The sequence below is a fragment of the Streptomyces nanhaiensis genome, from assembly GCF_046614825.1.
GTDB classification, from domain to species: domain Bacteria; phylum Actinomycetota; class Actinomycetes; order Streptomycetales; family Streptomycetaceae; genus Streptomyces; species Streptomyces radiopugnans.
Window position 1 is genome coordinate 1 of record NZ_JBKJFM010000114.1, and the last position, 20,752, is coordinate 20,752.

At 73.3% G+C, this 20,752-nt stretch carries 19 protein-coding genes and 1 pseudogene; 3 read left to right on the forward strand and 17 right to left on the reverse strand.

What is annotated here, in order from left to right:
* Positions 1-381: 381 nt before the first annotated feature.
* The 4 genes from ACLIYP_RS21830 to ACLIYP_RS21845 all read right to left on the reverse strand — a co-directional run bounded on the left by ACLIYP_RS21830 (position 382) and on the right by ACLIYP_RS21845 (position 5,130).
* The gene (locus ACLIYP_RS21830) at positions 382-1,059 is read right to left on the reverse strand and encodes a class I SAM-dependent methyltransferase (protein ID WP_412714813.1); all 678 of its coding nucleotides are present in this window, start codon (positions 1,057-1,059) and stop codon (positions 382-384) included.
* Positions 1,060-1,235: 176 nt separating this feature from the next.
* Positions 1,236-1,919, reverse strand: coding sequence for a cytidylyl-2-hydroxypropylphosphonate hydrolase (gene fomD, locus ACLIYP_RS21835; protein WP_412714814.1), 684 nt, complete (start codon positions 1,917-1,919; stop codon positions 1,236-1,238).
* A gap of 70 nt (positions 1,920-1,989) precedes the next feature.
* Positions 1,990-3,396, reverse strand: a complete 1,407-nt coding sequence (locus tag ACLIYP_RS21840; RefSeq protein WP_412714815.1) for a class II fumarate hydratase — start codon at positions 3,394-3,396, stop codon at positions 1,990-1,992.
* Positions 3,397-3,423: 27 nt separating this feature from the next.
* Positions 3,424-5,130, reverse strand: coding sequence for a fumarate hydratase (locus ACLIYP_RS21845; RefSeq protein WP_412714816.1), 1,707 nt, complete (start codon positions 5,128-5,130; stop codon positions 3,424-3,426).
* A 147-nt stretch (positions 5,131-5,277) separates the two neighbouring features.
* On the opposite strand from ACLIYP_RS21845, the gene ACLIYP_RS21850 reads away from it, so the two are divergent.
* Positions 5,278-5,943, forward strand: a complete 666-nt coding sequence (locus tag ACLIYP_RS21850; RefSeq protein ID WP_412714817.1) for a DUF1707 SHOCT-like domain-containing protein — start codon at positions 5,278-5,280, stop codon at positions 5,941-5,943.
* A gap of 130 nt (positions 5,944-6,073) precedes the next feature.
* On the opposite strand, the gene ACLIYP_RS21855 is transcribed toward ACLIYP_RS21850, so the two are convergent.
* The 9 genes from ACLIYP_RS21855 to ACLIYP_RS21895 form a co-directional block, all read right to left on the reverse strand.
* On the reverse strand, positions 6,074-8,518 hold the full coding sequence (locus ACLIYP_RS21855; RefSeq protein WP_412714818.1) for an FtsX-like permease family protein: 2,445 nt from the start codon (positions 8,516-8,518) through the stop codon (positions 6,074-6,076).
* The gene (locus ACLIYP_RS21860; protein WP_412714819.1) at positions 8,515-9,201 is read right to left on the reverse strand and encodes an ABC transporter ATP-binding protein; all 687 of its coding nucleotides are present in this window, start codon (positions 9,199-9,201) and stop codon (positions 8,515-8,517) included. Before ACLIYP_RS21860 ends, ACLIYP_RS21855 begins: the two co-directional genes overlap by 4 nt.
* Positions 9,198-9,722 carry a PadR family transcriptional regulator gene (locus ACLIYP_RS21865; RefSeq protein WP_412714820.1) on the reverse strand — a complete coding sequence of 175 codons (525 nt, stop codon included), beginning with the start codon at positions 9,720-9,722 and terminating at the stop codon, positions 9,198-9,200. Before ACLIYP_RS21865 ends, ACLIYP_RS21860 begins: the two co-directional genes overlap by 4 nt.
* A gap of 138 nt (positions 9,723-9,860) precedes the next feature.
* Positions 9,861-10,127 (reverse strand): type II toxin-antitoxin system antitoxin, encoded by a 267-nt coding sequence (locus tag ACLIYP_RS21870; protein ID WP_412714821.1) that lies wholly within the window; start codon positions 10,125-10,127, stop codon positions 9,861-9,863.
* Positions 10,124-11,068: an SPFH domain-containing protein gene (locus ACLIYP_RS21875; protein WP_412714822.1), complete on the reverse strand. Its 945-nt coding sequence runs from the start codon at positions 11,066-11,068 to the stop codon at positions 10,124-10,126. Before ACLIYP_RS21875 ends, ACLIYP_RS21870 begins: the two co-directional genes overlap by 4 nt.
* 157 nt (positions 11,069-11,225) lie before the next feature.
* Positions 11,226-12,617: an AI-2E family transporter gene (locus ACLIYP_RS21880; protein WP_412714823.1), complete on the reverse strand. Its 1,392-nt coding sequence runs from the start codon at positions 12,615-12,617 to the stop codon at positions 11,226-11,228.
* A 217-nt stretch (positions 12,618-12,834) separates the two neighbouring features.
* Positions 12,835-13,533, reverse strand: a complete 699-nt coding sequence (locus ACLIYP_RS21885; RefSeq protein WP_412714824.1) for an aggregation-promoting factor C-terminal-like domain-containing protein — start codon at positions 13,531-13,533, stop codon at positions 12,835-12,837.
* A 389-nt stretch (positions 13,534-13,922) separates the two neighbouring features.
* On the reverse strand, positions 13,923-15,257 hold the full coding sequence (locus ACLIYP_RS21890) for a PhoH family protein (protein WP_412714825.1): 1,335 nt from the start codon (positions 15,255-15,257) through the stop codon (positions 13,923-13,925).
* Between the two features lie 298 nt (positions 15,258-15,555).
* Complete coding sequence (locus ACLIYP_RS21895) at positions 15,556-16,353, reverse strand: isoprenyl transferase (protein ID WP_412714826.1); 798 nt, start codon at positions 16,351-16,353, stop codon at positions 15,556-15,558.
* A gap of 500 nt (positions 16,354-16,853) precedes the next feature.
* Between ACLIYP_RS21895 and ACLIYP_RS21900 the strand changes: the two are divergent.
* Positions 16,854-17,273: pseudogene (locus tag ACLIYP_RS21900) on the forward strand (aldo/keto reductase); the annotation flags it as partial.
* A gap of 142 nt (positions 17,274-17,415) precedes the next feature.
* On the opposite strand, the gene ACLIYP_RS21905 reads toward ACLIYP_RS21900, so the two are convergent.
* On the reverse strand, positions 17,416-18,150 hold the full coding sequence (locus tag ACLIYP_RS21905) for a prepilin peptidase (RefSeq protein WP_412714827.1): 735 nt from the start codon (positions 18,148-18,150) through the stop codon (positions 17,416-17,418).
* Between the two features lie 174 nt (positions 18,151-18,324).
* Between ACLIYP_RS21905 and ACLIYP_RS21910 the strand changes: the two genes are divergently transcribed.
* Positions 18,325-18,699 (forward strand): DUF192 domain-containing protein, encoded by a 375-nt coding sequence (locus ACLIYP_RS21910; protein ID WP_412714828.1) that lies wholly within the window; start codon positions 18,325-18,327, stop codon positions 18,697-18,699.
* 22 nt (positions 18,700-18,721) lie between these two features.
* Here ACLIYP_RS21910 and ACLIYP_RS21915 read toward each other — a convergent pair whose 3' ends face one another.
* From ACLIYP_RS21915 to ACLIYP_RS21925, 3 genes are all read right to left on the reverse strand, one after another.
* Positions 18,722-19,108, reverse strand: coding sequence for a hypothetical protein (locus ACLIYP_RS21915; protein ID WP_412714829.1), 387 nt, complete (start codon positions 19,106-19,108; stop codon positions 18,722-18,724).
* Between the two features lie 238 nt (positions 19,109-19,346).
* On the reverse strand, positions 19,347-20,075 hold the full coding sequence (locus tag ACLIYP_RS21920; protein WP_412714830.1) for a hypothetical protein: 729 nt from the start codon (positions 20,073-20,075) through the stop codon (positions 19,347-19,349).
* Between the two features lie 11 nt (positions 20,076-20,086).
* Positions 20,087-20,752: Tox-REase-5 domain-containing protein (locus ACLIYP_RS21925; RefSeq protein ID WP_412714831.1), on the reverse strand; the 666-nt coding region annotated here is incomplete at its 5' end.

Sequence of the window (20,752 nt, forward strand, 5' to 3'; positions counted from 1 at the left end):
CCCTGGCCCGGCTGGTGGGCGGACGGACGCGCACGGACCACCTGTCCGACGGGGAGCGCGAGGTACTGGCGGCGGCCGAACGGGAGCTGGACCAGGACGCGTACGCGGTGCTGCTCGCCGTGGCGGGGGGTGAGCCGAAGCGGCTGCCCGAGCTGATCGGCGCCCTGTCCGACGCGCCCGGCTCGTCCCGGGGATCGGGAAGCGCGGCGTGCGCGGCGTCGGCGCGCCCGGCCGTTCGTTCCGGCGCGGGCGCGGCCGTACGAGCACCGCCGCCCGTCGGCCGGGCAGCGGACTGTCGGGGGGTCGGGTACTCCGTCACGCGTTGGGTTTCCATCCGTCCGGGGCCGCGCCGTGCATCGGGCGGGCCCAGCGCTTGGGGACTCAAGGACGTCGGCAGTTCAGGAAGACCTGTATCTCGGGGGATACGTCCGTGCTGGCCGGGGCGTACGCGAACGACTCCTCCCCTTCGATCTCGAAGCCCGCGTCGGACACCACCTGGCGCAGCTCCTCCCGCAGGTAACCGGATACCCGGATCGTGTGGCCCAGGAACGGGATGGCGAAGTCGTCCACGTCCGCCTCGACCATGCCGAGCGCCAGCAGCCCGCCGGGGCGCAGCTGCCCGTGCAGCATCCGCAGGGCGACGGGGATCTCCTTGCGCGGCAGCATCAGCAGCGAGAAGAAGGCGGTGGCGCCGTCGAAGGGCCCAAGACCGGCGGTCTCCAGGTCGGCCAGGTCCATCAGGCGGAAGTCGGCGCCGGGGACGTTGGCCCGGCCGAGTTCGACCATGCCTGGCGAGATGTCGATGCCGGTGACGCGGTGTCCGGCGTCCGCGAGCTGGCGGGCGGTGGGGACCCCGGTGCCGCAGCCGATGTCGAGCACCCGCGAACCGGTGGGCAGCTCCTTCGCCAGCCAGGCGCCGGCGGCCAGCTGCCCCTCCTTGTGGGGGAAGACGTCGTCGTAGCGGTCGCCGATCGCGTCGAACGCCTCGGCCTGGCCGGTGCGGTCGATCGCCGCTCTGTCGTAGCCCGTGTACACCTGGTGGCCTTCCGTGTCGCTCACGCTGGGGCTCCTCTCGCGGCGGTGCGCCAAATCCCTTGTGGAGAAGGGGAGTTCGCTGTGGCGGGCGTTCCGCCGAGTCCGGGGGTGATCCTACTTTCGACGCCCGGGTGCGCAGCAAGGGACTGCGGAACGTCCTCCGCCATCATGCGAGACGGGCGGCCACCCCACCAGCCCTTTCATCCGATCCGTACAGGTTCGCGGTCCCAGTCGCGCGGCAGCGGGGGGATCCGCCAGGCGGGATCGGGCCGCCAGTCCTCCCAGCCGTCGCGGAAGGGGCTGCCCCAGGCGCGGACCACCTCCACCGCGCGCCGCCCGGCGGTCCGTACGCGCTCGGCCTGGGCGGCGCCCATCAGGCCGGCGCGCTGCGCCTGCTCGAACTCGTCCTCGTCCCGCCACCGCCAGGTGCGGTCGGGGTTGACGGTGATGTCCAGGAAGTGGTCCTCGGAGTCCACCCCGCCCGCCCAGCGGCGCAGGGGCTCCTCCAGGTTGACGTACCAGTTGCGAAACCGCCAGCCGCGGTCCCAGAACAGCCACACCGACCAGGGCTCGCCGGCCCGCGCGAGCTTGAGGACCCCGGTGCCGAACCACCGCGACCGCACCGTCCGGCGCGGCTTGGTGTAGCGGGTGGCGAGCGGCTCGCGGTGCACGGGCGTGCCGTCGGCGAGCTCCGGCTTGACGCAGACGGTCCCCGGCGCCATCCACACGGCGAGCAGTTCGGGGGTGTCGCGGACGACGGTCACGGGACGGCAGATGTGCAGGGCGTCGCCGCCGTTGGCCCGGTACCGCCACAGGATGTGCTCGCCGGCCCTCCAGCGGGTGCCGCCCGCCGCGTGTGTGTGATCCGCCGTGTCCGCCGTCATGCACGGATCTTAGGCCCGTGCCCGGGGCCGGGCCCAGGATCCGCGCCCCGGCCCGGCCCCGTGCCGCAGGTCAGGGGCGGGTCATGCGCAGCACGTCCAGGGCCCGGTCGAGCTGCTCCAGGGTGAGCGCGCCCCGCTCGACGTAGCCTGCCTCCAGGACGACCTCGCGGATGGTCTTGCGCTCGGCCAGGGACCGCTTGGCGACCTTGGCGGCCTCCTCGTAGCCGATGTAGCGGTTGAGCGGGGTCACCACGGACGGGGAGGACTCGGCGTACTCCCGGGCCCGCTCGGCGTCGGCCTCGATGCCGTCGACCGTGCGGTCGGCCAGCAGCCGGGAGGCGTTCGCCAGCAGCCGGATCGACTCCAGCAGGTTCCGGGCGATGACGGGGAGCATGACGTTCAGCTCGAAGTTGCCCGACGCACCGGCCACCGCGACCGTGGCGTCGTTGCCCATGACCTGCGCGGCGACCATCAGGACCGCCTCGGGGACCACCGGGTTGACCTTGCCGGGCATGATCGAGGAGCCGGGCTGGAGGTCGGGCAGGCGGATCTCGGCCAGCCCGGTGCGCGGGCCCGAGGACATCCAGCGCAGATCGTTGCAGATCTTGGTCAGGCTCACGGCGACGGTGCGCAGCTGCCCGGAGGTCTCCACCAGGGCGTCCCGGGCCCCCTGGGCCTCGAAGTGGTCGCGGGCCTCGGTCAGCGGCAGCCCGGTGGCGCGGGCGACCTCGGCGATGACGGCCGCCGGGAAGCCCGGCGGGGTGTTGATGCCGGTGCCCACCGCGGTGCCGCCCAGCGGCAGCTCGGCCAGGCGCGGCAGGCAGGCGCGCAGCCGCTCCGCCCCGTAGCGCACCTGCGCCGCGTAGCCGCCGAACTCCTGGCCGAGCGTGACGGGCGTGGCGTCCATCAGGTGGGTGCGGCCGGACTTGACGACCTCGGCGAACTCCTCCGCCTTGCGCCCCAGCGCCCGCTCCAGGTGCTCCAGCGCGGGGATCAGGTCCCCGGTGACGGCGGCGGTGGCCGCGATGTGGATGGAGGAGGGGAAGACGTCGTTGGAGGACTGGCTGGCGTTGACGTGGTCGTTGGGGTGCACCGGCACGCCCAGCCGCTCGCTCGCGAGCGTGGCCAGCACCTCGTTCATGTTCATGTTGGAGGAGGTGCCGGAGCCGGTCTGGAAGACGTCCACGGGGAAGTGGTCGTCCCAGCGGCCCTCGGCGACCTCCTCGGCGGCCTGCTCGACGGCCCGGGCCAGGTCCGCGTCCAGGACGCCGAGCTCGGCGTTGACCCGGGCCGCGGCGGCCTTGATCCGGGCCAGCGCCTGGATGTGCGCGCGCTCCAGGCGCCGGCCCGACAGGGGGAAGTTCTCCACGGCGCGCTGCGTCTGCGCCCGCCACCTGGCGTGGGCGGGCACCCGCACCTCGCCCATGGAGTCGTGTTCGATCCGGTATTGCCGCTTGTCGTCGCTCGTCCCGGTCATGGGGACGAATCTAACCGGGGCGGGCCGTCAGTCCGCGGGGCGCACCGGGATGGAGGTGACGAACGGCTGGGCCGGGCCGGGGTCGGTGAAGAAGTCGTTGCCCTTGTCGTCGACGACGACGAAGGCGGGGAAGTCCTCGACCTCGATCCGCCAGACCGCCTCCATGCCCAGCTCCTCGTACTCCAGGACCTCCACCTTCCTGATGCAGTCCTGGGCCAGGCGCGCGGCCGGGCCGCCGATGGAGCCGAGGTAGAAGCCGCCGTGCCTGGCGCAGGCGTCGGTGACCTGCTTGCTGCGGTTGCCCTTGGCCAGCATCACGAAGGAGCCGCCCGCGGCCTGGAACTGCTCGACGTAGGCGTCCATGCGGCCGGCGGTGGTCGGTCCGAAGGAGCCGGAGGCGTAGCCCTGCGGGGTCTTGGCCGGGCCCGCGTAGTACACGGCGTGGTCGCGCAGGTAGGACGGCATCTCCTCGCCCGCGTCCAGCCGCTCCTTGATCTTGGCGTGGGCGATGTCGCGGGCGACGACCAGCGGGCCGCTCAGCGACAGCCTGGTCTTGACCGGGTACTTGGACAGCTCGGCACGGATCTCGTCCATCGGCCGGTTGAGGTCGATCCTCACCACGTCCGAGTCGAGGTCGGCGTCGGTGGTCTCGGGCAGGAAGCGCGCCGGGTCCCTCTCCAGCTGCTCCAGGAAGACGCCCTCGGCGGTGATCTTCGCCAGTGCCTGGCGGTCGGCGGAGCAGGAGACGGCGATGGCCACCGGGCAGGAGGCCCCGTGGCGGGGCAGGCGGACGACGCGCACGTCGTGGCAGAAGTACTTGCCGCCGAACTGGGCGCCGATGCCCAGCTTCTGGGTGAGCTCGAAGACCTTCTCCTCCAGCTCCAGGTCGCGGAAGCCGTGGCCGGCCGGGGAGCCCGAGGTCGGCAGGGAGTCCAGGTAGTGCGCGGAGGCGTACTTGGCGGTCTTGAGCGCGTACTCGGCCGAGGTGCCGCCGACGACGATCGCCAGGTGGTACGGCGGGCAGGCGGCCGTGCCCAGGGAGCGGATCTTCTCCTCCAGGAAGCGCATCATGGCGCCCTCGTTCAGGACGGCCTTGGTCTCCTGGTAGAGGAAGGACTTGTTGGCGCTGCCGCCGCCCTTGGCCATGAACAGGAACTTGTAGGCGTCGCCGTCGGTGGCGTACAGCTCGATCTGCGCGGGCAGGTTGGTGCCGGTGTTCCTCTCCTCCCACATGGTCAGCGGGGCCATCTGGGAGTAGCGCAGGTTGAGCTGGTCGTAGGCGTCGAAGACGCCGCCGGACAGGGCCTTCTCGTCGTCGCCCTCGGTCAGCACGTTCTGGCCGCGCTTGCCCATCACGATCGCGGTGCCGGTGTCCTGGCACATCGGCAGGACGCCCGCGGCGGCGATGTTGGCGTTCTTCAGCAGGTCCAGCGCCACGAAGCGGTCGTTGGGGGACGCCTCGGGGTCGTCCAGGATGCGGCGGAGCTGGGCGAGGTGGGCCGGGCGCAGGTAGTGGGAGATGTCGTGCATCGCCTCGGCCGCGAGCTTGCGCAGGGCCTCCGGCTCGACCTTGAGGAAGGTGCGCCCGCCCGCCTCGAAGGTGCTGACGCCCTCGGCGGTGACCAGGCGGTAGGGGGTGTTGTCCTCGCCCAGGGGGAGGAGCTCGGTGTAGGCGAACTCCTCGGAGGCCGGGCGGGGGTCGGCCGCGTGGGACGGGCGGGGGTCGGCAGGCATGGACGGTCTCTTCCTCTCGACGATGGCGCCTCACAGGGTATGACTCCCGGACCGGTGGCGGCGGTGTGAGGTGCGGCTCAGCCGGCGGGCCGGACTCCCGGCCGACGCGGGCTAGTCGCGATGTATCGCGTTCGCTAGGGTGGCTGCGTGGACGAGAAGACCTCCCTGCGCAAGCAGTCCGCGGCACGGCACACGGCACGGCCCCCCGCCGCGCCCCCGGCGGACGTACGCGCCTCCGACGCCGACCGCGACCGGGTGGCGGGAATCCTGCGCGAGGCGCTCGCGGAGGGGCGGCTGGACGCCGGTGAGCACGCCGAGCGGGTCGAGGCGGTGTACCGGGCCAGGACGATGGGCGAGTTGCGGCCGCTGGTGCGCGACCTGCCGGCCGGGCTCCCGGAGGCTCCCCTCCCGGGCCCCTCGGCGTCCGCCGCGCACGGCACGTGCGGAGCGGGCGGCGACAGCGTGATCGCGGTCTTCGGCGGCGCCACGCGCAGGGGGCGCCGGCGGGTGGGGGCGAGGACCAGCGCCTTCGCGCTGTTCGGCGGTGTCGAGATCGACCTGACCGAGGCACTCTTCGAACAGCGGGAGCTCGTGGTCCACGCCACGGCGGTCTTCGGCGGCATCGAGATCAAGGTGCCGGAGAACGTGACCCTGCGCGGCTCGGGCAGCGGGATCATGGGCGGCTACGACGTGGAGGCCAGGGAGTCGGCGGACCCGGACGCCCCGGTGGTCGTGGTTCGCGGCGCGGCGGTCTTCGGCGGTGTCGAGGCGAAGGCGGAGCGCGGCAAGCGCCTGCGGGACCTGCGCCGCTGACGCTCTCTCCCCCGGTCCTCCGATACGCGGCGGGGACACGCGGGTGCGCGACGCCCGTACGGTCCTCCTCCCTGTCCGGGCCGTACGGGCGTCGCGCGGCGGGCTCGCGCCCGGTGCCGCGCGCGGGCGGTCACTCCGTGCGCAGTCCGTCCGGGCGCATCATCCGCCACAGCGGCGGCAGGCTGAGGACGGTCACCAGCAGGACCACCCCGGCGCCGATGCCCGTCATGGCGCCCAGGCTCGTCCAGTGGACGGCGACCGGGGTGGAGACCAGTTTCAGCAGCACCGCGCCCAGCCCGATCCCTCCGGCCACCGACAGCACCAGTCCGAGGGCCACGGGCAGCGCGGTCTGCCACAGCACCGACCAGCCCAGTGTGGAGCGCCGGGTGCCGAAGGCGACCAGCACCGACAGCAGCTTCCTGCGCTCGCGCAGCTGTTCCAGGGTGGAGACGACCATGCTGGCGCCGATCAGCAGCATCACCCCGGCCGCCCCCGCGTACAGCGCCCGCTGGACGGCGGCGAACCTGTCCGACTGGTCGGTCGCGCTCAGTTGCATGACCTGGGTTTCGGGGGACCCGGTCTCCACAGCGTTGCGGACGTGCTCGGCCGCGTCCGGCACGGCCGGGTCGAGCTTGACGGAGATCTCGGCCCGCACACCCGTCACCCGGGTGAGGTCGAGCGCCGCGGGGGTGGCGAGGACGCCCCCGGTGTACCGGCCCATGACGTCCTCCCGGGGCTGGACCACGGAGGCGTCGCGGGGGACGGACCAGGGCCGGGCCTCCCCTGTCGACACGTATCTCTCCTCCTCCGGTGAGTAGACCGGGACGTTGAGGTCGAAGCGTGCGCCGGGGCGCGCGCCGGGCTCCTCCGCCCCGTCCACGGTCGACGGCGCGACGAAGACGTCCCCGTCCTCGCAGGAGGTGATCCTGGCCAGCTGTTCCAGAGCGGCGCAGTCGGCGACGGTGATCGTCGTCCAGGGGAATTCCCCGTTGAGGTCGACGCCGGCCTCCGGAACGCGCACGCCGGCGGTGCCCAGCGCCCGGCTCACCCCGCGGGTCCGCTCCAGCGGCCCGGTCAGCTCCGCGGCCCGGCCGCCGTCGCGGAGTTCCCGCGTGATCACCAGGTCCGCGCGGGAGGTGTCGTGGCCGGTGGACCGCGTGTAGTCGCCCTCGACCCCGCCGAACAGCATCTGGACGGCGATGGCGCCGGCGACCGCGACGGTGATGCCGCTGACCGCCCGGGCTCCGGGGCCGCTGTCGAGCTGGAGGCGGCGGACGGCGAGCTGGAAGGCCAGGGGACCGCCACGCACCCGGTTGACGACCCACTCCACCAGCCAGGGCAGCACGGCCGTGACACCGGCCAGCAGCAGGACGATGCCCGCGGCGATGCGATAGGTGTCGATCGTTCCCCCGCCGGCGTCGATCCCGCCGACCAGCGGCAGGAGCAGCACCAGCCCGATCCCGGGCGGCACCAGCCGCCACCACAGCCGGCGCCTGCGGACGCCCGCGTCGCGCACGACGCCGAGCGGTTCGATGGCGACCCCGCGCAGCGCGAACAGGGCGACGGCGACCGCGGAGACGGGGACGGCCACCGCGATCAGCGCGGTCAGCACGGCGCTGGGCTGTACGTCGGCGGGGAAGACGTTGACGTCGAAGACCTCCGCCTGCCCGACGAGCCCGCGCACCGGCAGGAACAGCGCGGCGCCGACGGCGAGCCCGAGGAGTGCGCCGACCAGCGACTCCCCGGCCGCGATGCGCCGGACCATCCGGCTGTCGGCGCCCACCAGGCGCAGCGCGGCCAGCCGGCGGTCACGGCGTTCGCCGCCGAAGCGCACCGAGGTGGCGATGAACACCCAGACCGGGAACAGCAGCACCACGCAGACGACGACCACCAGCAGCAGCAGTACGGCGTCCATCGGCTCCGGCTCGCCGACCCGGTCGAACCGGTCGATCCGCGCCATGCTGTCCGGGAAGTCGGAGAGGGTGTCGCTGCCCGCCAGGAAGGTGAGCTCCTTCGGGCCGAGCAGGCCCTCGTCGCCGATGGTGCCGGTGATCCGGTGGGGCAGCCGCTCCCGAAGGAGCTCGCCCTCCGGGGACGAGAGCAGTTCCCCCAGCGCCGGTGAGACGACCATCTCGCCGGGGCCGGGCAGTCTCTCCACGCCCGGCGGTACCGGCGGGTTGCCCCCCTCCGGCTCGATGTACCGGCCGCGGACGCCCTCGCCGCGGAACTCGGTGTCGCTCCAGGTGTAGAGGGCGCTGCGGTCGGAGCGCTCGACGGGACCGAAGCCGAAGTTCTCCCGGGCCTCCCCGCGCGCCTCGCGGGCCCCCAGCATGTTCGGCACGGACGCCGCGACCATCAGCACGGCGACACCGAGGCCGACGCCGACGGCCGTGAGCACGGTGCGTATCCAGCTCTCGCGGCCTCCGGTGAGCGCGAAGCGGGCGCCCATCGCCAGGTCGGCCGCCCAGCGGGCCGCCCCCGCCGGGCCGGTGGGCGGTGCGGACTCGGGGGCGGGCCGCGGGGCGGGCTCCGGGGCGGGGGAAGCCTGCGGCGCCCTGGACTCCAGTGCGCTCACAGGGCGCCCGCCATGTCGCGCACCCTGCCGTCGCGGACGACGATCTCGCGGTCGGAGTACGCGGCGACCCGGGCCTCGTGGGTGACCAGTACGACGGCCGCGCCGGTGTCGTGCGCGGCGTCGGTGAGCAGCTGCATCACCCGCTCGCCGTTGAGGGAGTCCAGCGCGCCGGTCGGCTCGTCGGCGAAGACCACGCGCGGCCCGGTGACCAGGGCCCGGGCGACGGCGACGCGCTGCCCCTGGCCGCCGGAGACCTGTCCGGGGCGGTGGTGGCGCACATCGTCCACCTCCAGCCGCTCCAGCCACCCGGCGGCCCGCTTCTCGGCCTCCTTGCGGCCCATGCCGGTCAGCCGCAGCGGCAGGGCGACGTTCTCGGTGCAGGTCAGTTCGGGCACGAGCCGGCCGAACTGGAAGATGAAGCCGAACTCCGAGCGGCGCAGGGCGCTGCGCTCCGCGTCGGGCATGGCCGACAACTCGCGGCCCCGGTAGTGGACGGTGCCGGAGTCGGGCCGGATGATCCCGGCCATGCAGTGCAGCAGGGTGGACTTGCCGGAGCCGGAGGGGCCCATGACGGCGACGACCTCTCCGGGGCCGACGGTGAAGTCCGCGCCGTCCAGGGCGGGGGTGTGGCCGTAGGACTTGCGCAGTCCGGCGGCGCTCAGCAGCGGGTCGGCGGTGCTCATCCGCGTACCTCCCGGGCGAGTTGGCCGAGGCGCGCGGCGGTCAGTTCCAGCCAGCGCAGATCGGCTTCGAGGTGGAACAGGGCGTGGTCGCAGATGAGCTGGTCGGCCAGGTCGCCGCCTCTCTTGCGCTGTGTCAGCTCCCGCATCAGGCGCAGGTGTTCGGAGCGCTGGACGTCCAGCAGCTCCCCCGCGTCGCGCCCGGTCAGCAGGGCGAGGACGACCTTGGTGTAGAGGGTGGACTGGAGGTACGGCTCGGGCTTCTCGGGCCGGCCGAGCCATCCGGCGACGTCGGTGACCCCGGCGTCGGTGATGGCGTAGCGCTTGCGCTCGGGACCTTCGCCGGGCTCGACGCCCTCGACCTCCACCAGGCCGTTCTTCAGCAGCCGGGACATGGTCGAGTAGACCTGCCCGTAGTGGAGCGGGCGGTCGTGACCGAAGCGCTCGTCGAAGGCGCGCTTGAGGTCGTAGCCGTGGCGGGGCCCGGTTTCCAGGAGTCCCAGAAGGGTGTGACCGATGGACATGCCGACGACTGTACACCACGTGTATACACACGATGTATACGTGCGGTGCATACGCGCGGTGCGCGCGTGCTGCGCGTACGCCACCGCCCATGCCGGGCCCGGTTCCGGGTCCGGCATGGGCGGTGGCGGGGTCGCGGACTACCCCTCCGAGCGCGGCGGGCGGCCCCGGCGCGGCTGGGGGCCGGCGTCGCGGGGCATGCGTCCCGCCTCGGCCAGGGCCCTGCGCAGCAGGTAGTCGATCTGGGCGTTGGTGCTGCGCAGCTCGTCCGCCGCCCACTTCGCGAGCGCGTCGTGGACGGCGGGATCCAGCCGCAGCAGCACCTGCCGGCGTTCGCGCCGGGCCCGCTGCCGCCGCTCCTGCTCGGGGCCGCCGTCCTCCGGCGGCCCCTCCGGCCGGGCGCTCACTGGTAGAGCGACCCCGTGTTGAGGACCGGCTGCGGGGAGCGGTCACCGCAGAGCACCACCAGCAGATTGCTCACCATGGCGGCCTTGCGCTCCCCGTCCAGCTCCACGAAGTCCCGCGAGGCGATCCGCTCCACGGCGTCCTCGACCATGCCGCACGCCCCCTCCACGATGGTCCGGCGCGCCGCGACCACCGCGCCCGCCTGCTGGCGCTGGAGCATGGCGGCGGCGATCTCGGGGGCGTACGCCAGGTGCGTGAAGCGCGACTCGACTATCCGCACGCCCGCCGCCCGCACCCGGGCGGTCAGCTCGACGGCGAGCTTCTCGGTGATCTCCTCGGCGTTGCCGCGCAGCGACAGACCGTTCTCGTCGTAGGCGTCGTAGGGGTACTCGATGGCGATGTGCCGTACGGCCGCCTCGGTCTGGGTGGAGACGAACTCCACGAAGTCGTCCACCTCGAAGGTGGCCTGGGCGGTGTCCTCCACCTGCCAGACGACGACGGCCGCCAGCTCGACCGGGTTGCCGTAGGCGTCGTTGACCTTGAGGATCGCCGTCTCGTGGTTGCGCACCCGGGTGGAGACCTTCCTGCGGGTGGTCAGCGGGTTCACCCAGCGCAGGCCGTCCTTGCGGATGGTGCCGGTGTAGCGCCCGAAGAGCTGGACGACCCGGGCCTCCCCCGGCGCGACCATGTTGAGCCCGGCCATCGCGAAGACCGAGCCGATCACCAGCAGCACCCCGGCGACGATCAGCGCCGCCCCGGCGCCGCCCGCACCGCCCTCCACGAGCCCGGCTCCCCCCACCACGGCGCCGGCCCCGGCCAGCAGACCCAGCAGGCCCAGCAGCAGGGCGAGTCCGCCGGGGACGGAGTGCGCGGGCCTCTCACGCACCTGCGGGGCGGGCATCTCGGGAAGGTCCATGGCGGTCTGCTCGGTCTCAACGGACATGACGGTCCCCCGTTTCCATGAAGCGGTCTCTAGCAAAGTGATATCACTTTATCGTGGCGCCGCGTCCTTGCGTAAGGGGGGTGCGGAAACGTCCCGGGCCCCGCCGTGCGGCGGGGCCCGGGACGGAAGCCGTGCACTCGGGGCGCTTCGGGACGGTCTACCGCTCTCCGTTCCGCGGCGGGCCGGCGGACTCCCCGCCCTCCCCGCCCTCCCCCGGCCGCGGAGGCGGAGGCGGCGCGGCCCCGGGCGACTTGGGCGACTCGGGAGCCGATACGGCGGGCGCCGGCACGGCCGAGGACGGTTCGGCGGTGCCGGCGGGCACGGTGTGGCTCGCCGCGTACGACCTCAGGGAGGCGACGACGGACTTGAGCACCGCCACCAGCGGAACCGCCGTCACGGCGCCGGGGATGCCCGCGATCAGACTGCCCCCGGTCACCGCCAGCACCACGCCGAGGGGGTGCACCCGCACCAGCCGGCCGAGGATGAGCGGCTGGAGCACATGCCCCTCCAGTTGCTGCACGGCCAGCACGACGGCCAGGACGAGCAGGGCGGTCACCACGCCGTTGGCCACGAACGCCACGACCACCGCCAGCGCTCCGGAGACCACCGCACCGACGATGGGGACGAAGGAGAACAGGAAGATGATCACGGCCAGGGGCACGGCCATCGGCACGTCCAGGAAGTACAGCCCGACGCCGATGAAGAAGCCGTCGATGAAGGCCACCAGCACCGTGCCGCGCACATAGCTGGTGAGCGTCATCCACGCCCTGGGCCCGGCGCTCGCGACGGCGTCGCGGGCGGCCCGGGGCACGAAGTTGAGCGACCAGTTCCACACCGTCCGGCCGTCGTAGAGCAGGAAGATCGTCACGAACATCGCCAGCAGCGCGCCGGAGAAGAACTCCAGGACCACGGTCACGCCCTGGAGCCCCGCACTGGTGATCTCCTGGCTGTTGCTGCCGAGCCAGTCGTTGAGACCGTCGGCGATGTTGTTGATCTGCGCCTCGGTGACGTGGAAGGGGCTGTTGAGGAGCCAGGTCTTCAGCTCCTCGATGCCGTCCTGGACCTTCCGGGTGAGGTCGTCGAGGTTCTCCAGGACCTGCCAGACCACGAACCAGCCCACCAGGCCCACCATCGCCACGCCCGCCACGAAGGTGATCGCGGCGGCCGGCCCGCGCCCTATCCCCAGCCGCCGCAGCCAGGCGGCCGTCGGCTGGAGCAGGGCGGTCAGCAGCAGGCCGATGGTGAAGGCGAGGACGACCAGGCTGATGGTGCTGATCACCTTCATCAGCACGTAGATGACCCCGGCCAGGATCAGCAGCCGCCAGCCGGCCTCGGCCGCCACCCTCACCCCCCACGGCACCATGGTCTCGGGCGGGGGCGGAGCCGGCCGGAAGGGGGCGGGGCCCTGGTCGTCCGGAGGCGGCCCGGCGGGGGCCGCGGGCGGCACCGGCCGGTCGGCGCCGTCCTCCTCCTCGGCGCGTGCCAGCCGCTCGGACAGCCGGGTGGCGGCACGCGACACCCCCGCCTTAAGACTCCGAAGTCTCGACATGCCGCTTCCTTCGCCCCCCCGGTGTTCTGTCCGACCGGACCCAGTATGGCCCGTTCAGCCCGATCCGGTGTGTCCGCCGTATCGGTCCGTCCCATCTGGGGACGACGCCAACGGGGTAAAGGGTTGCTCCTTATGCGGCATGCCAAACCCCCCGCCGGTGGGCGGGGGGTCCGTGGGAGTGAGCCGGAACGGCCGCGGGGCGGCCCGGCGCGAAGGCTCAGTACCAGCGGTTGGCCTGCCAGAAGTCCCAGGCGCCGCAGGGGCTGCCGTAGCGCTCGTTCATGTAGTTCAGGCCCCACTTGATCTGGGTGGCCGGGTTGGTCTGCCAGTCGGCTCCGGCCGATGCCATCTTGGAGCCGGGCAGCGCCTGGACGAGGCCGTACGCGCCGGAGGACGGGTTCTGGGCCTTGTAGTTCCAGCCGCTCTCGTGCTCGACGATGTTGGAGAAGCACTGGAACTGGCCGGCGCCCACGATCTGCTGGGCCATCGCCTTGACCTCGGCGACGGTGTAGGAGCTCTGCACCGCGAAGTCGGTGCGCTCAGCGGAGCGGCTGGCGGCCTGCTGCCTGGCCTCCTCCCGCTTCTTCGCCTCCTCGGCGGCCTTGGCGGCCTTCTCGGCCGCCTCCCTCTTGGCCTGGGCGTCCTTGGCCGCCTGCTTGCGGGCGGCCTCCTCTGCAGCCTTCCTGGCCGCGGCGTCGGCGGCGGCCACGGCGTTGTCCGCCTGCTGTGTGAGGGAAGCGGTCTGGGCCTGCTGGCCTGCGGGTATGTCTGCGAGGAGCGTCGCGTCAGCGGCAGTGGCCTCGACCGGTTCGGCCGTTCCCTGCTCACTGCCCGAGGCCACACCGACGACGGCGCCGACGGTGGTGACCGCGGTGGCGGACGCCACTGCGAACCCCCGGACCGAGATCCGAGTCACACGGTTTCCTTCCACACTGCCCGCTTAGGTGACCTCGCGGGCGCAATCGTGCCCCTGGCGCGGGCCTCCCCACGTACTGGCCACGGGAGGCGCTGGCCCGGCCGGGCCCTTCCCCGGGAGGAGGGGCCGCATGGTGCTTCGGGCGGCATACGGCGCGCTGCTGTTGACTTGTGGATCCGCGCCTGGTGGTGCGGATGGTGCCTGGGTGCCGTATGCGGGGCCTGACAGGACCCACACACTGCCGGAGACGGAACGGTGGATGCAATTCTGTGACACGTGGGAAAGCTCACATCCTGTTTCGCGCACCGGTTGGACGGAAAAGGGCGCGCGAAAAGCCCCGCACGGCTAGGCTGCTGCGCTTCGCCGCGCGGGGCCGTTCGCGGACTGGCTCAGATGCGGCCGTCCTCCAGCATCTCGGTCACCAGCGCCGCGATGGGCGACCGCTCGGACCGGGTGAGGGTGATGTGCGCGAAGAGCGGGTGGCCCTTGAGCCGTTCGACCACCGCGGCCACCCCGTCGTACCGCCCCACGCGCAGGTTGTCGCGCTGGGCGACGTCGTGGGTGAGGACGACCCGTGAGTCCTGCCCGATCCTCGAAAGGACCGTCAGCAGCACGTTCCGCTCCAGCGACTGGGCCTCGTCGACGATCACGAAGGCGTCGTGCAGGGAGCGGCCGCGGATGTGCGTGAGCGGCAGCACCTCCAGCATGCCCCGGGCCGTGATCTCCTCGATCACCTCACGTGTCGTCACCGCCGAGAGGGTGTCGAAGACCGCCTGCGCCCAGGGGTTCATCTTCTCGTCGGCGGTGCCCGGCAGATAGCCCAGGTCCTGGCCGCCGACCGCGTACAGCGGCCGGAACACCATCACCTTGCTGTGCTGCCGTCTCTCCAGCACGGCCTCCAGGCCCGCGCACAGCGCCAGCGCGGACTTGCCGGTGCCGGCCCGGCCGCCCATCGAGACGATGCCGACCTCCGGGTCGAGCAGCAGGTCCAGGGCGATGCGCTGCTCGGCGCTGCGCCCGTGGATGCCGAACGCCTCGCGGTCCCCGCGCACCAGTCCGATCCGCCCGTCGGGCGTGATCCTGCCCAGGGCCCTGCCGCGCTCGGACTGCAGGACCAGACCGGTGTGCACGGGCAGTTCGGCGGCCTCGGGCACGTACACGCTCTCCGCGGCGAAGAGCTCGTCCACGTCCTCGGCCGCCAGGGTCAGCTCGGTCATCCCCGTCCAGCCGGACTCGGTGACGGCCAGCTCGGCCCGGTACTCCTCGGCCAGCAGGCCGACGGAGGACGCCTTGATGCGCAGCGGCAGGTCCTTGGAGACGACCGTGACGTCGTACCCCTCGGCCTGGAGGTTCCTGGCCACCGCCAGGATGCGCGAGTCGTTGTCGAGCGGCCTGCCGTGGTCGCCGCGCATGGTGGAGGGCAGCACGGCCGGATCCGAGTGGTTGAGCTCGACCCTGAGCGTGCCCCCCAGCTCTCCGATCGGGATCGGTGCGTCCAGCCGCCCGTGCAGTACGCGGTACTCGTCCAGCCGCCTGAGGGCCTGGCGGGCGAAGTAGCCCAGTTCCGGATGGTGGCGCTTGGCCTCCAACTCCGTTACCACGACCACCGGGAGCACGACCTCGTGCTCGTCGAAGCGGGTCATGGCCGCCGGGTCGGCGAGCAGGACGCTGGTGTCGATGACGTAGGTGCGCCGGTCTTCCCGGCGCTTGGTGCTGGTCACCACGGATGGACCTACCCCCTCGGAAGAGGTCGGGGTGCGACGGCGTCGCGGGGGATGAGGCCGGGCTCCGGTCCCGCGCACGGGCCGGGCACCGGCCCTCCGCGTCCTCGCGTGCGTCTGCCCGCACGGTCGTCCGTGGTGTGCAAGGGGCCTCCCGGGGCCGCCTCCCTGCGCCGGGAGCCGGCCTGGAGGGGATATTCCCTGCCGGGGCCGCCCCCATGCCCCGGCATATGCCTACGGTGCGATGAACGGCCGGTATCCCCCGTGAGAGGGACACCGGCCGCGGCCGGCCCCGCGTCCGTCAGCCCCCGTAGCGGCGGTGGCGGGCCGCGTAGTCGCGCAGGGCGCGCAGGAAGTCCACCTTCCGGAAGGCGGGCCAGAACACGTCGCAGAAGTAGTACTCGGAGTGGGCGCTCTGCCAGAGCATGAAGCCCGACAGCCGCTGCTCGCCGCTGGTGCGGATCACCAGGTCCGGGTCGGGCTGCCCGCGCGTGTACAGGTGCTCGGCGATGTCCTCCAGTGCGAGGTCCTCCGCGAGCTCCTCCAGGGTCGCGCCCCTCGCGGCCCGGTCGGCGAGCAGGGAGCGCACCGCGTCCACGATCTCCTGCCGGCCGCCGTAGCCGACGGCGACGTTGACGAGGATCCCCCGGTTGCCCCGGGTGCTCTCCTCGGCATCCTTCAGCACGCGCTGGGTGTGGTCGGGCAGCAGGTCGGGCGTACCGACGTGGTGCACCCGCCAGCGGCCGTCCGAGGCCAGGTCGCGCACCGCGTCCTCGATGATGCCCAGCAGCGGCCTGAGCTCATCGGCCGGCCGGCTGAGGTTGTCGGTGGACAGCAGCCACAGGGTGACCACCTCGACGTCCGTCTCGGCGCACCAGCCCAGCATCTCGCGGATCTTCTCGGCCCCCGCCTGGTGGCCCTGCTCGGTCGTGCCTCCGGAGGCCCGCGCCCAGCGGCGGTTGCCGTCGAGGATGACGCCGATGTGCTTGGGCACCTGCTCGTGGTCGAGACGCCCTTCCACCCGGTGGGCGTAGAGCCTGTAGACCAGGCGGCGCAGCCACCGGGGATACCGGGTGCGTCCCCGGGAAGATTGCAGCATCGGTTTGTTCAGCCCCTCCATGCAGGTCCCGAGCGCCAGGTCCTGTCCGGTCGCTTCTCCGCGGATCGGCCCGCGACACCCTGTGGCCGCCCTCACCGGCCTTACCGGTCTTTCCGGCCCTTCCGGCTCCTCCCCGCCGACGGCGCTTTCGCCCGGACGGACCCGGGAGGGGTGCGGGGGAGACCGCGGTCCGCGCCCGACCGTACCCGCGCGGCGCCGTGGCGCCGTGCGCGACCCGGACGGGTTCGGGCCGCCCGGCCGGGGCGGGCCGCGAAGACGCGGCCGGACAGGACCTCAGCACCTTACTGCGCCGCCGTGCGACCGCACGAGCCGGGAATGTCACAGAACGGCGATAAGACGGTGATAGGCGGGGACCCGTGCACGACGCGCCCCCGTACCGCCGGGACGGCTCCCGCCACGGCACCATGCGCTACCGCCGCACCGGCCGCAGCGGGCTGCCGCTCCCGGAGATCTCGCTCGGCCTGTGGCACAACTTCGGCGACGACAAGCCGCTGGACACCCTGGAGGCGGAGGGCATGGGCTGCGTCTGCATCGCCCCGCCGGCCCAGGGGCTGCTCACCGGAAAGTACCTGGGCGGCGTCCCGGAGGACTCCCGCGCGGCCCGGGGCACCTCCCTGGACCCGGGCCTGCTGACGCGGGAGGTCGTCGGGCGGCTGCGCGCCCTGGACACCGTCGCCGGGCGGCGCGGCCGGACCCTGGCCCAGCTCGCGCCGAGCTGGGTGCTGCGGGATCCGCGGATGACGTCGGCGCTGATCGGCGCGAGCAGTGTGGCGCGGTTGGAGGCGAACGTGGCGGCGGTGCGGAGCCCGGAGCTGACCGGCGAGGAGCCGGCGGAGATCGACGCGTACGCCGTCTCGGCGCCCGGTGCGAACATCTGGGCCCTCAGCAGCGAGAGCTGAGGGCCGGACACGGCGGGCCCTGGCACCGGGACGGGCGGGAACGAGAAGCGGGCCGGTCCGTGGGGGGGGATACGGACCGGCCCGAGGGGGGGTTTCCACCATAGCCCCTGCCGCGCCGTACCGCGCGCACCCGCGGCCCGATTCACACGGTCAGTCCTCCCGCCAGCAGTCCCACGAGGGCCCCCGCCACCATGAACGGACCGAACGGCATGGCCGTCTTGCGGCTCGCCCGCCGGGCGAGGACCAGCGACATCCCGTAGACCGCGCCGAACAGGAAGCCCGCGAACGCTCCGCCCAGGAGCACGCCCCAGCCGTACCACCCAAGGGCTACCCCCAGCGGGATCGCCAGCTTGACGTCCCCGAAGCCCATGCCGCGCGGATTGACCAGGAACAGCACCAGGTACGCCCCGCCCAGCGCCGCCCCGCCCAGCAGGGCGCGCACCCAGCTGCCGCCCGCCCCGGGCAGCAGGGCCGCGACCCCGAGCAGGACGGCGCTGCACGCGGCGAGCGGCAGGGTCACCACGTCCGGCAGCCGGTGGACCCTGCGGTCCACGACCGCCAGCAGCACCGCGCACGGCACCAGCAGCAGCCACACGCCCAGCTCCGGCCGCCCCCCGACGGCCGCAGCCACCAGCGCGCACGCCGCCGCCGTGACGGCGGCCGCCGGTGCGGCACCCGGCCCGTACAGCCCGTCCCGCCCGCTCCCGCACTCCCCGCACCGGGCGGGCCCGAGCCATCCCGGCAGCCTGTGCCCGGCGGGGCAGTGCGCGCGCCACGGCGTTCCCGCCTCGACGGCGAGCCGGTAGGCGGCACGCGGCACGAGCAGCCCGGCGGCGGTGCCGTAGACGGCGGCGAGAACGACCAGTGTGAGGCGCACGCGGCGAGCGTACGGCGGACGGCCGCGCCCGGCATGGGCCCCAGGGCCCATGCCGGGGCCCATGCCGGGGCCCATCTCCTGTCCCGTGCGCACCCCTTCTGGTAGAACGGCGCTGCGCGGACGGCGGGGAACGGACGGCACGGGCAGGCGGGCGGCGCGGCAGGGAGGCCGGACATGGGGCGCTGGCAGGACGGCAGGGGCACGCTGCGCGTGGCGGAGGAGGGCACGGCGGACCGGGCGGACCGGGCCGGCGTGCCGGTGGAGATCGCCGCCTCCTACCGGGCCCGCACCCGCGGCCTGCTGGGGCGTGACGGCATCGCCGGGGCACTGCTGCTGACCCCCGCCAACAGCGTGCACACCTTCCGGATGCGGTTCGCGATCGACGTCGCCTACCTCGACCGCCGGCTGAACGTGCTGGCCGTACGGACGATGCGGCCCGGCCGCCTCGGCCTCCCGAGGCCGCGCGCCCGCCACGTGCTGGAGGCCGAGGCGGGGGCCATGGCGCGCTGGGGGCTGCGGCCGGGTGTGCGGGTGACGCTGGAGACGTGACGCCGGGCGCCCGTGACGCCGGTCAGCGCCGGGAGTCCAGCACCAGGTCGGCCGCCATCCCGGCGGCGCAGCCCGCCAGCGTGGCCGCGCCGGAGAGCGCGATCCCCTGTCCCGACATGTCCGTACGCGAACCGATCATCAGCAGGCTCGCGCCGTACGCCACCAGGGGTACGGTCAGCGCGGCCGTCAGATGCGCGGCGGGCGAGCCCCGGAAGGGCTCGCGGTGCAGCCGCGCGGCGGCGAGGGTGGCCAGCGCGACGCACAGGGCGGCGGGGATGTGGAACAGCACCATGCGCCAGCCGAACGACTCGACGCGCTCCGGGGTGACGGCGTACTCGCCGAGCGTCCGGTCGACGAGCGACTGCGCCACCAGCAGGACCACGATCCCCGCCGCCCACGACCGGAGCATCGCCGGCAGCGCGGCCCCCGCCGCCCCGCCGTCCCCGCGCGCCGGCGCGCCGTACGGGTGACCGGCCCCGCTCCTGTGTCCGCCACCGAAATCCATGCCCAACCGCCTTACCGTCGTCGTGTGCACCCCCCTCGCCGCACGACGCTAGGGCGTACCGGACGGCGGGCCATGAGCCCGCGGGCCCAATCCCGGACCCAGGCCGGGCGCGGGTCCGGGCGCGGACCGGCCCGGGCGCTCCTCAGAGCTTCGGCCGGTCCATGGGCAGCGGCAGGGGCGCCAGCGCCCCGGTGCCGCGCAGGGTCTCGTTCACCGAGAGCACCAGGTCCCTCCCCGGCGCCTCCCCCTCCGGGCCGGACAGGTCCACGACCACCCCGCCGTGCGCCACGGGCAGCCTCCTGCCCGGCAGGTCGCCGGGGACGAGGGCCGCGCGCCCGGCGGAGAGGTGGACGGCCCGGCCGCACCGGGGGCTGGAGTTGTCCAGGCCGAAGGCGTCCCGGACCGCGGACGTCAGGGCGCGGTCGGCGAAGTCCCCCCAGTCGGGGTCCCAGGCGTCGGCGAGGGCGGCCAGCGCGTGCGGCAGCCGGCCGATCAGCGGATCGTCCTCGTCCGCCTCCCCGGAGCGCAGCTTCAGCACCACGCTCTGCGGGACGCCGTCGGCGACACCGCCCGCCGAGACCCCGATCTCGGCCTTCGGCCTCCCCTCGCGCCGCGTCCACACACTGGTCCGGTATCCGACGGGATACGCGTCGAGGTCCGGGTCGCTGCGGACGATGTACGCCGCGAACCCCTCCGGGTCGAGCGCGGCCCGCGGTGACCCGGGCCCGGTGCCGGCGACCTCCCGCCAGTCGGAGAAGACCTCCTCGTCGAGCTCCTCCAGCCGCCCCAGGAAGTCCAGCCAGCGGTCGGCCAGTTCGCGCGGGCTCTCCTTCCTCGGTCCCCAGAAGCCCCGTACCGTGACATTGATCATGGTTCTCGGTCCTATTTCCTCACGGGCGTGTGGACGACCTTCACGTTAATACCCGCGTCCTCGAAGGCCTCCTGCGCCGCTTCGGCGGCGCTCTTGTTGGAGAAGTGCCACTCCACGGGTTTGCCGCCCGCGGCGTTGACCTGGCTCTGTGCCTGCTTGATCCAACGGTCCCGGACGTCCTGGGGGAGTTCGCCGTCCTTCACGTACTTCCCGTAGCCGAACTTCGCCTCCAGGTACGTCTGCCGCTGGGAGTCCCAGCCGTCGAACTCGACGTCCCGGCCGCCCTTGGGGTTCTTGACGAGGTACTCCTTGCCCCGCTTCACCCCCGACACCTGCTCCTGGTATCGGATCCACCGCTCGGCGGCCTCGGAGTTCGCGGCCCGCTTCCTCGAACCCCACGCGCCGTCGCCCTTGTCCTTGGAACCGGCCCTGGGGTTCTTCAGGTTCTTGTACCAGGACGGCTTCGGCCACTTCTTGTAGTCGCCGGGCTTGGTGGTTCCGGGCTTCTTGACCGGGCAGTTGTGGACGAGGGCCGCTGTATCGCCCACCTCCACGTAGTAGGTGTGGATGTCCTCGATGGACAGGTCGTGGGTGCGCTGCCGCAGCTCGTAGCGCTCGACCTCCGCCACCTCCAGGGAGGAGCCCCCGGGCGTGCGCAGCTCGTCCCCGGGCCGGAT

Excerpts from the sequence above, each read along its gene's own strand:
- fomD (WP_412714814.1), bottom strand. The coding sequence starts at position 1,919 with ATGACGGCGGACACGGCGGATCACACACACGCGGCGGGCGGCACCCGC.
- ACLIYP_RS21840 (WP_412714815.1), bottom strand. The coding sequence starts at position 3,396 with ATGACCGGGACGAGCGACGACAAGCGGCAATACCGGATCGAACACGAC.
- ACLIYP_RS21845 (WP_412714816.1), bottom strand. The coding sequence starts at position 5,130 with ATGCCTGCCGACCCCCGCCCGTCCCACGCGGCCGACCCCCGCCCGGCC.
- ACLIYP_RS21860 (WP_412714819.1), bottom strand. The coding sequence starts at position 9,201 with ATGAGCACCGCCGACCCGCTGCTGAGCGCCGCCGGACTGCGCAAGTCC.
- ACLIYP_RS21865 (WP_412714820.1), bottom strand. The coding sequence starts at position 9,722 with ATGTCCATCGGTCACACCCTTCTGGGACTCCTGGAAACCGGGCCCCGC.
- ACLIYP_RS21875 (WP_412714822.1), bottom strand. The coding sequence starts at position 11,068 with ATGTCCGTTGAGACCGAGCAGACCGCCATGGACCTTCCCGAGATGCCC.
- ACLIYP_RS21880 (WP_412714823.1), bottom strand. The coding sequence starts at position 12,617 with ATGTCGAGACTTCGGAGTCTTAAGGCGGGGGTGTCGCGTGCCGCCACC.
- ACLIYP_RS21895 (WP_412714826.1), bottom strand. The coding sequence starts at position 16,353 with ATGCTGCAATCTTCCCGGGGACGCACCCGGTATCCCCGGTGGCTGCGC.
- ACLIYP_RS21910 (WP_412714828.1), top strand. The coding sequence starts at position 18,325 with ATGGGGCGCTGGCAGGACGGCAGGGGCACGCTGCGCGTGGCGGAGGAG.
- ACLIYP_RS21915 (WP_412714829.1), bottom strand. The coding sequence starts at position 19,108 with ATGCTCCGGTCGTGGGCGGCGGGGATCGTGGTCCTGCTGGTGGCGCAG.
- ACLIYP_RS21920 (WP_412714830.1), bottom strand. The coding sequence starts at position 20,075 with ATGATCAATGTCACGGTACGGGGCTTCTGGGGACCGAGGAAGGAGAGC.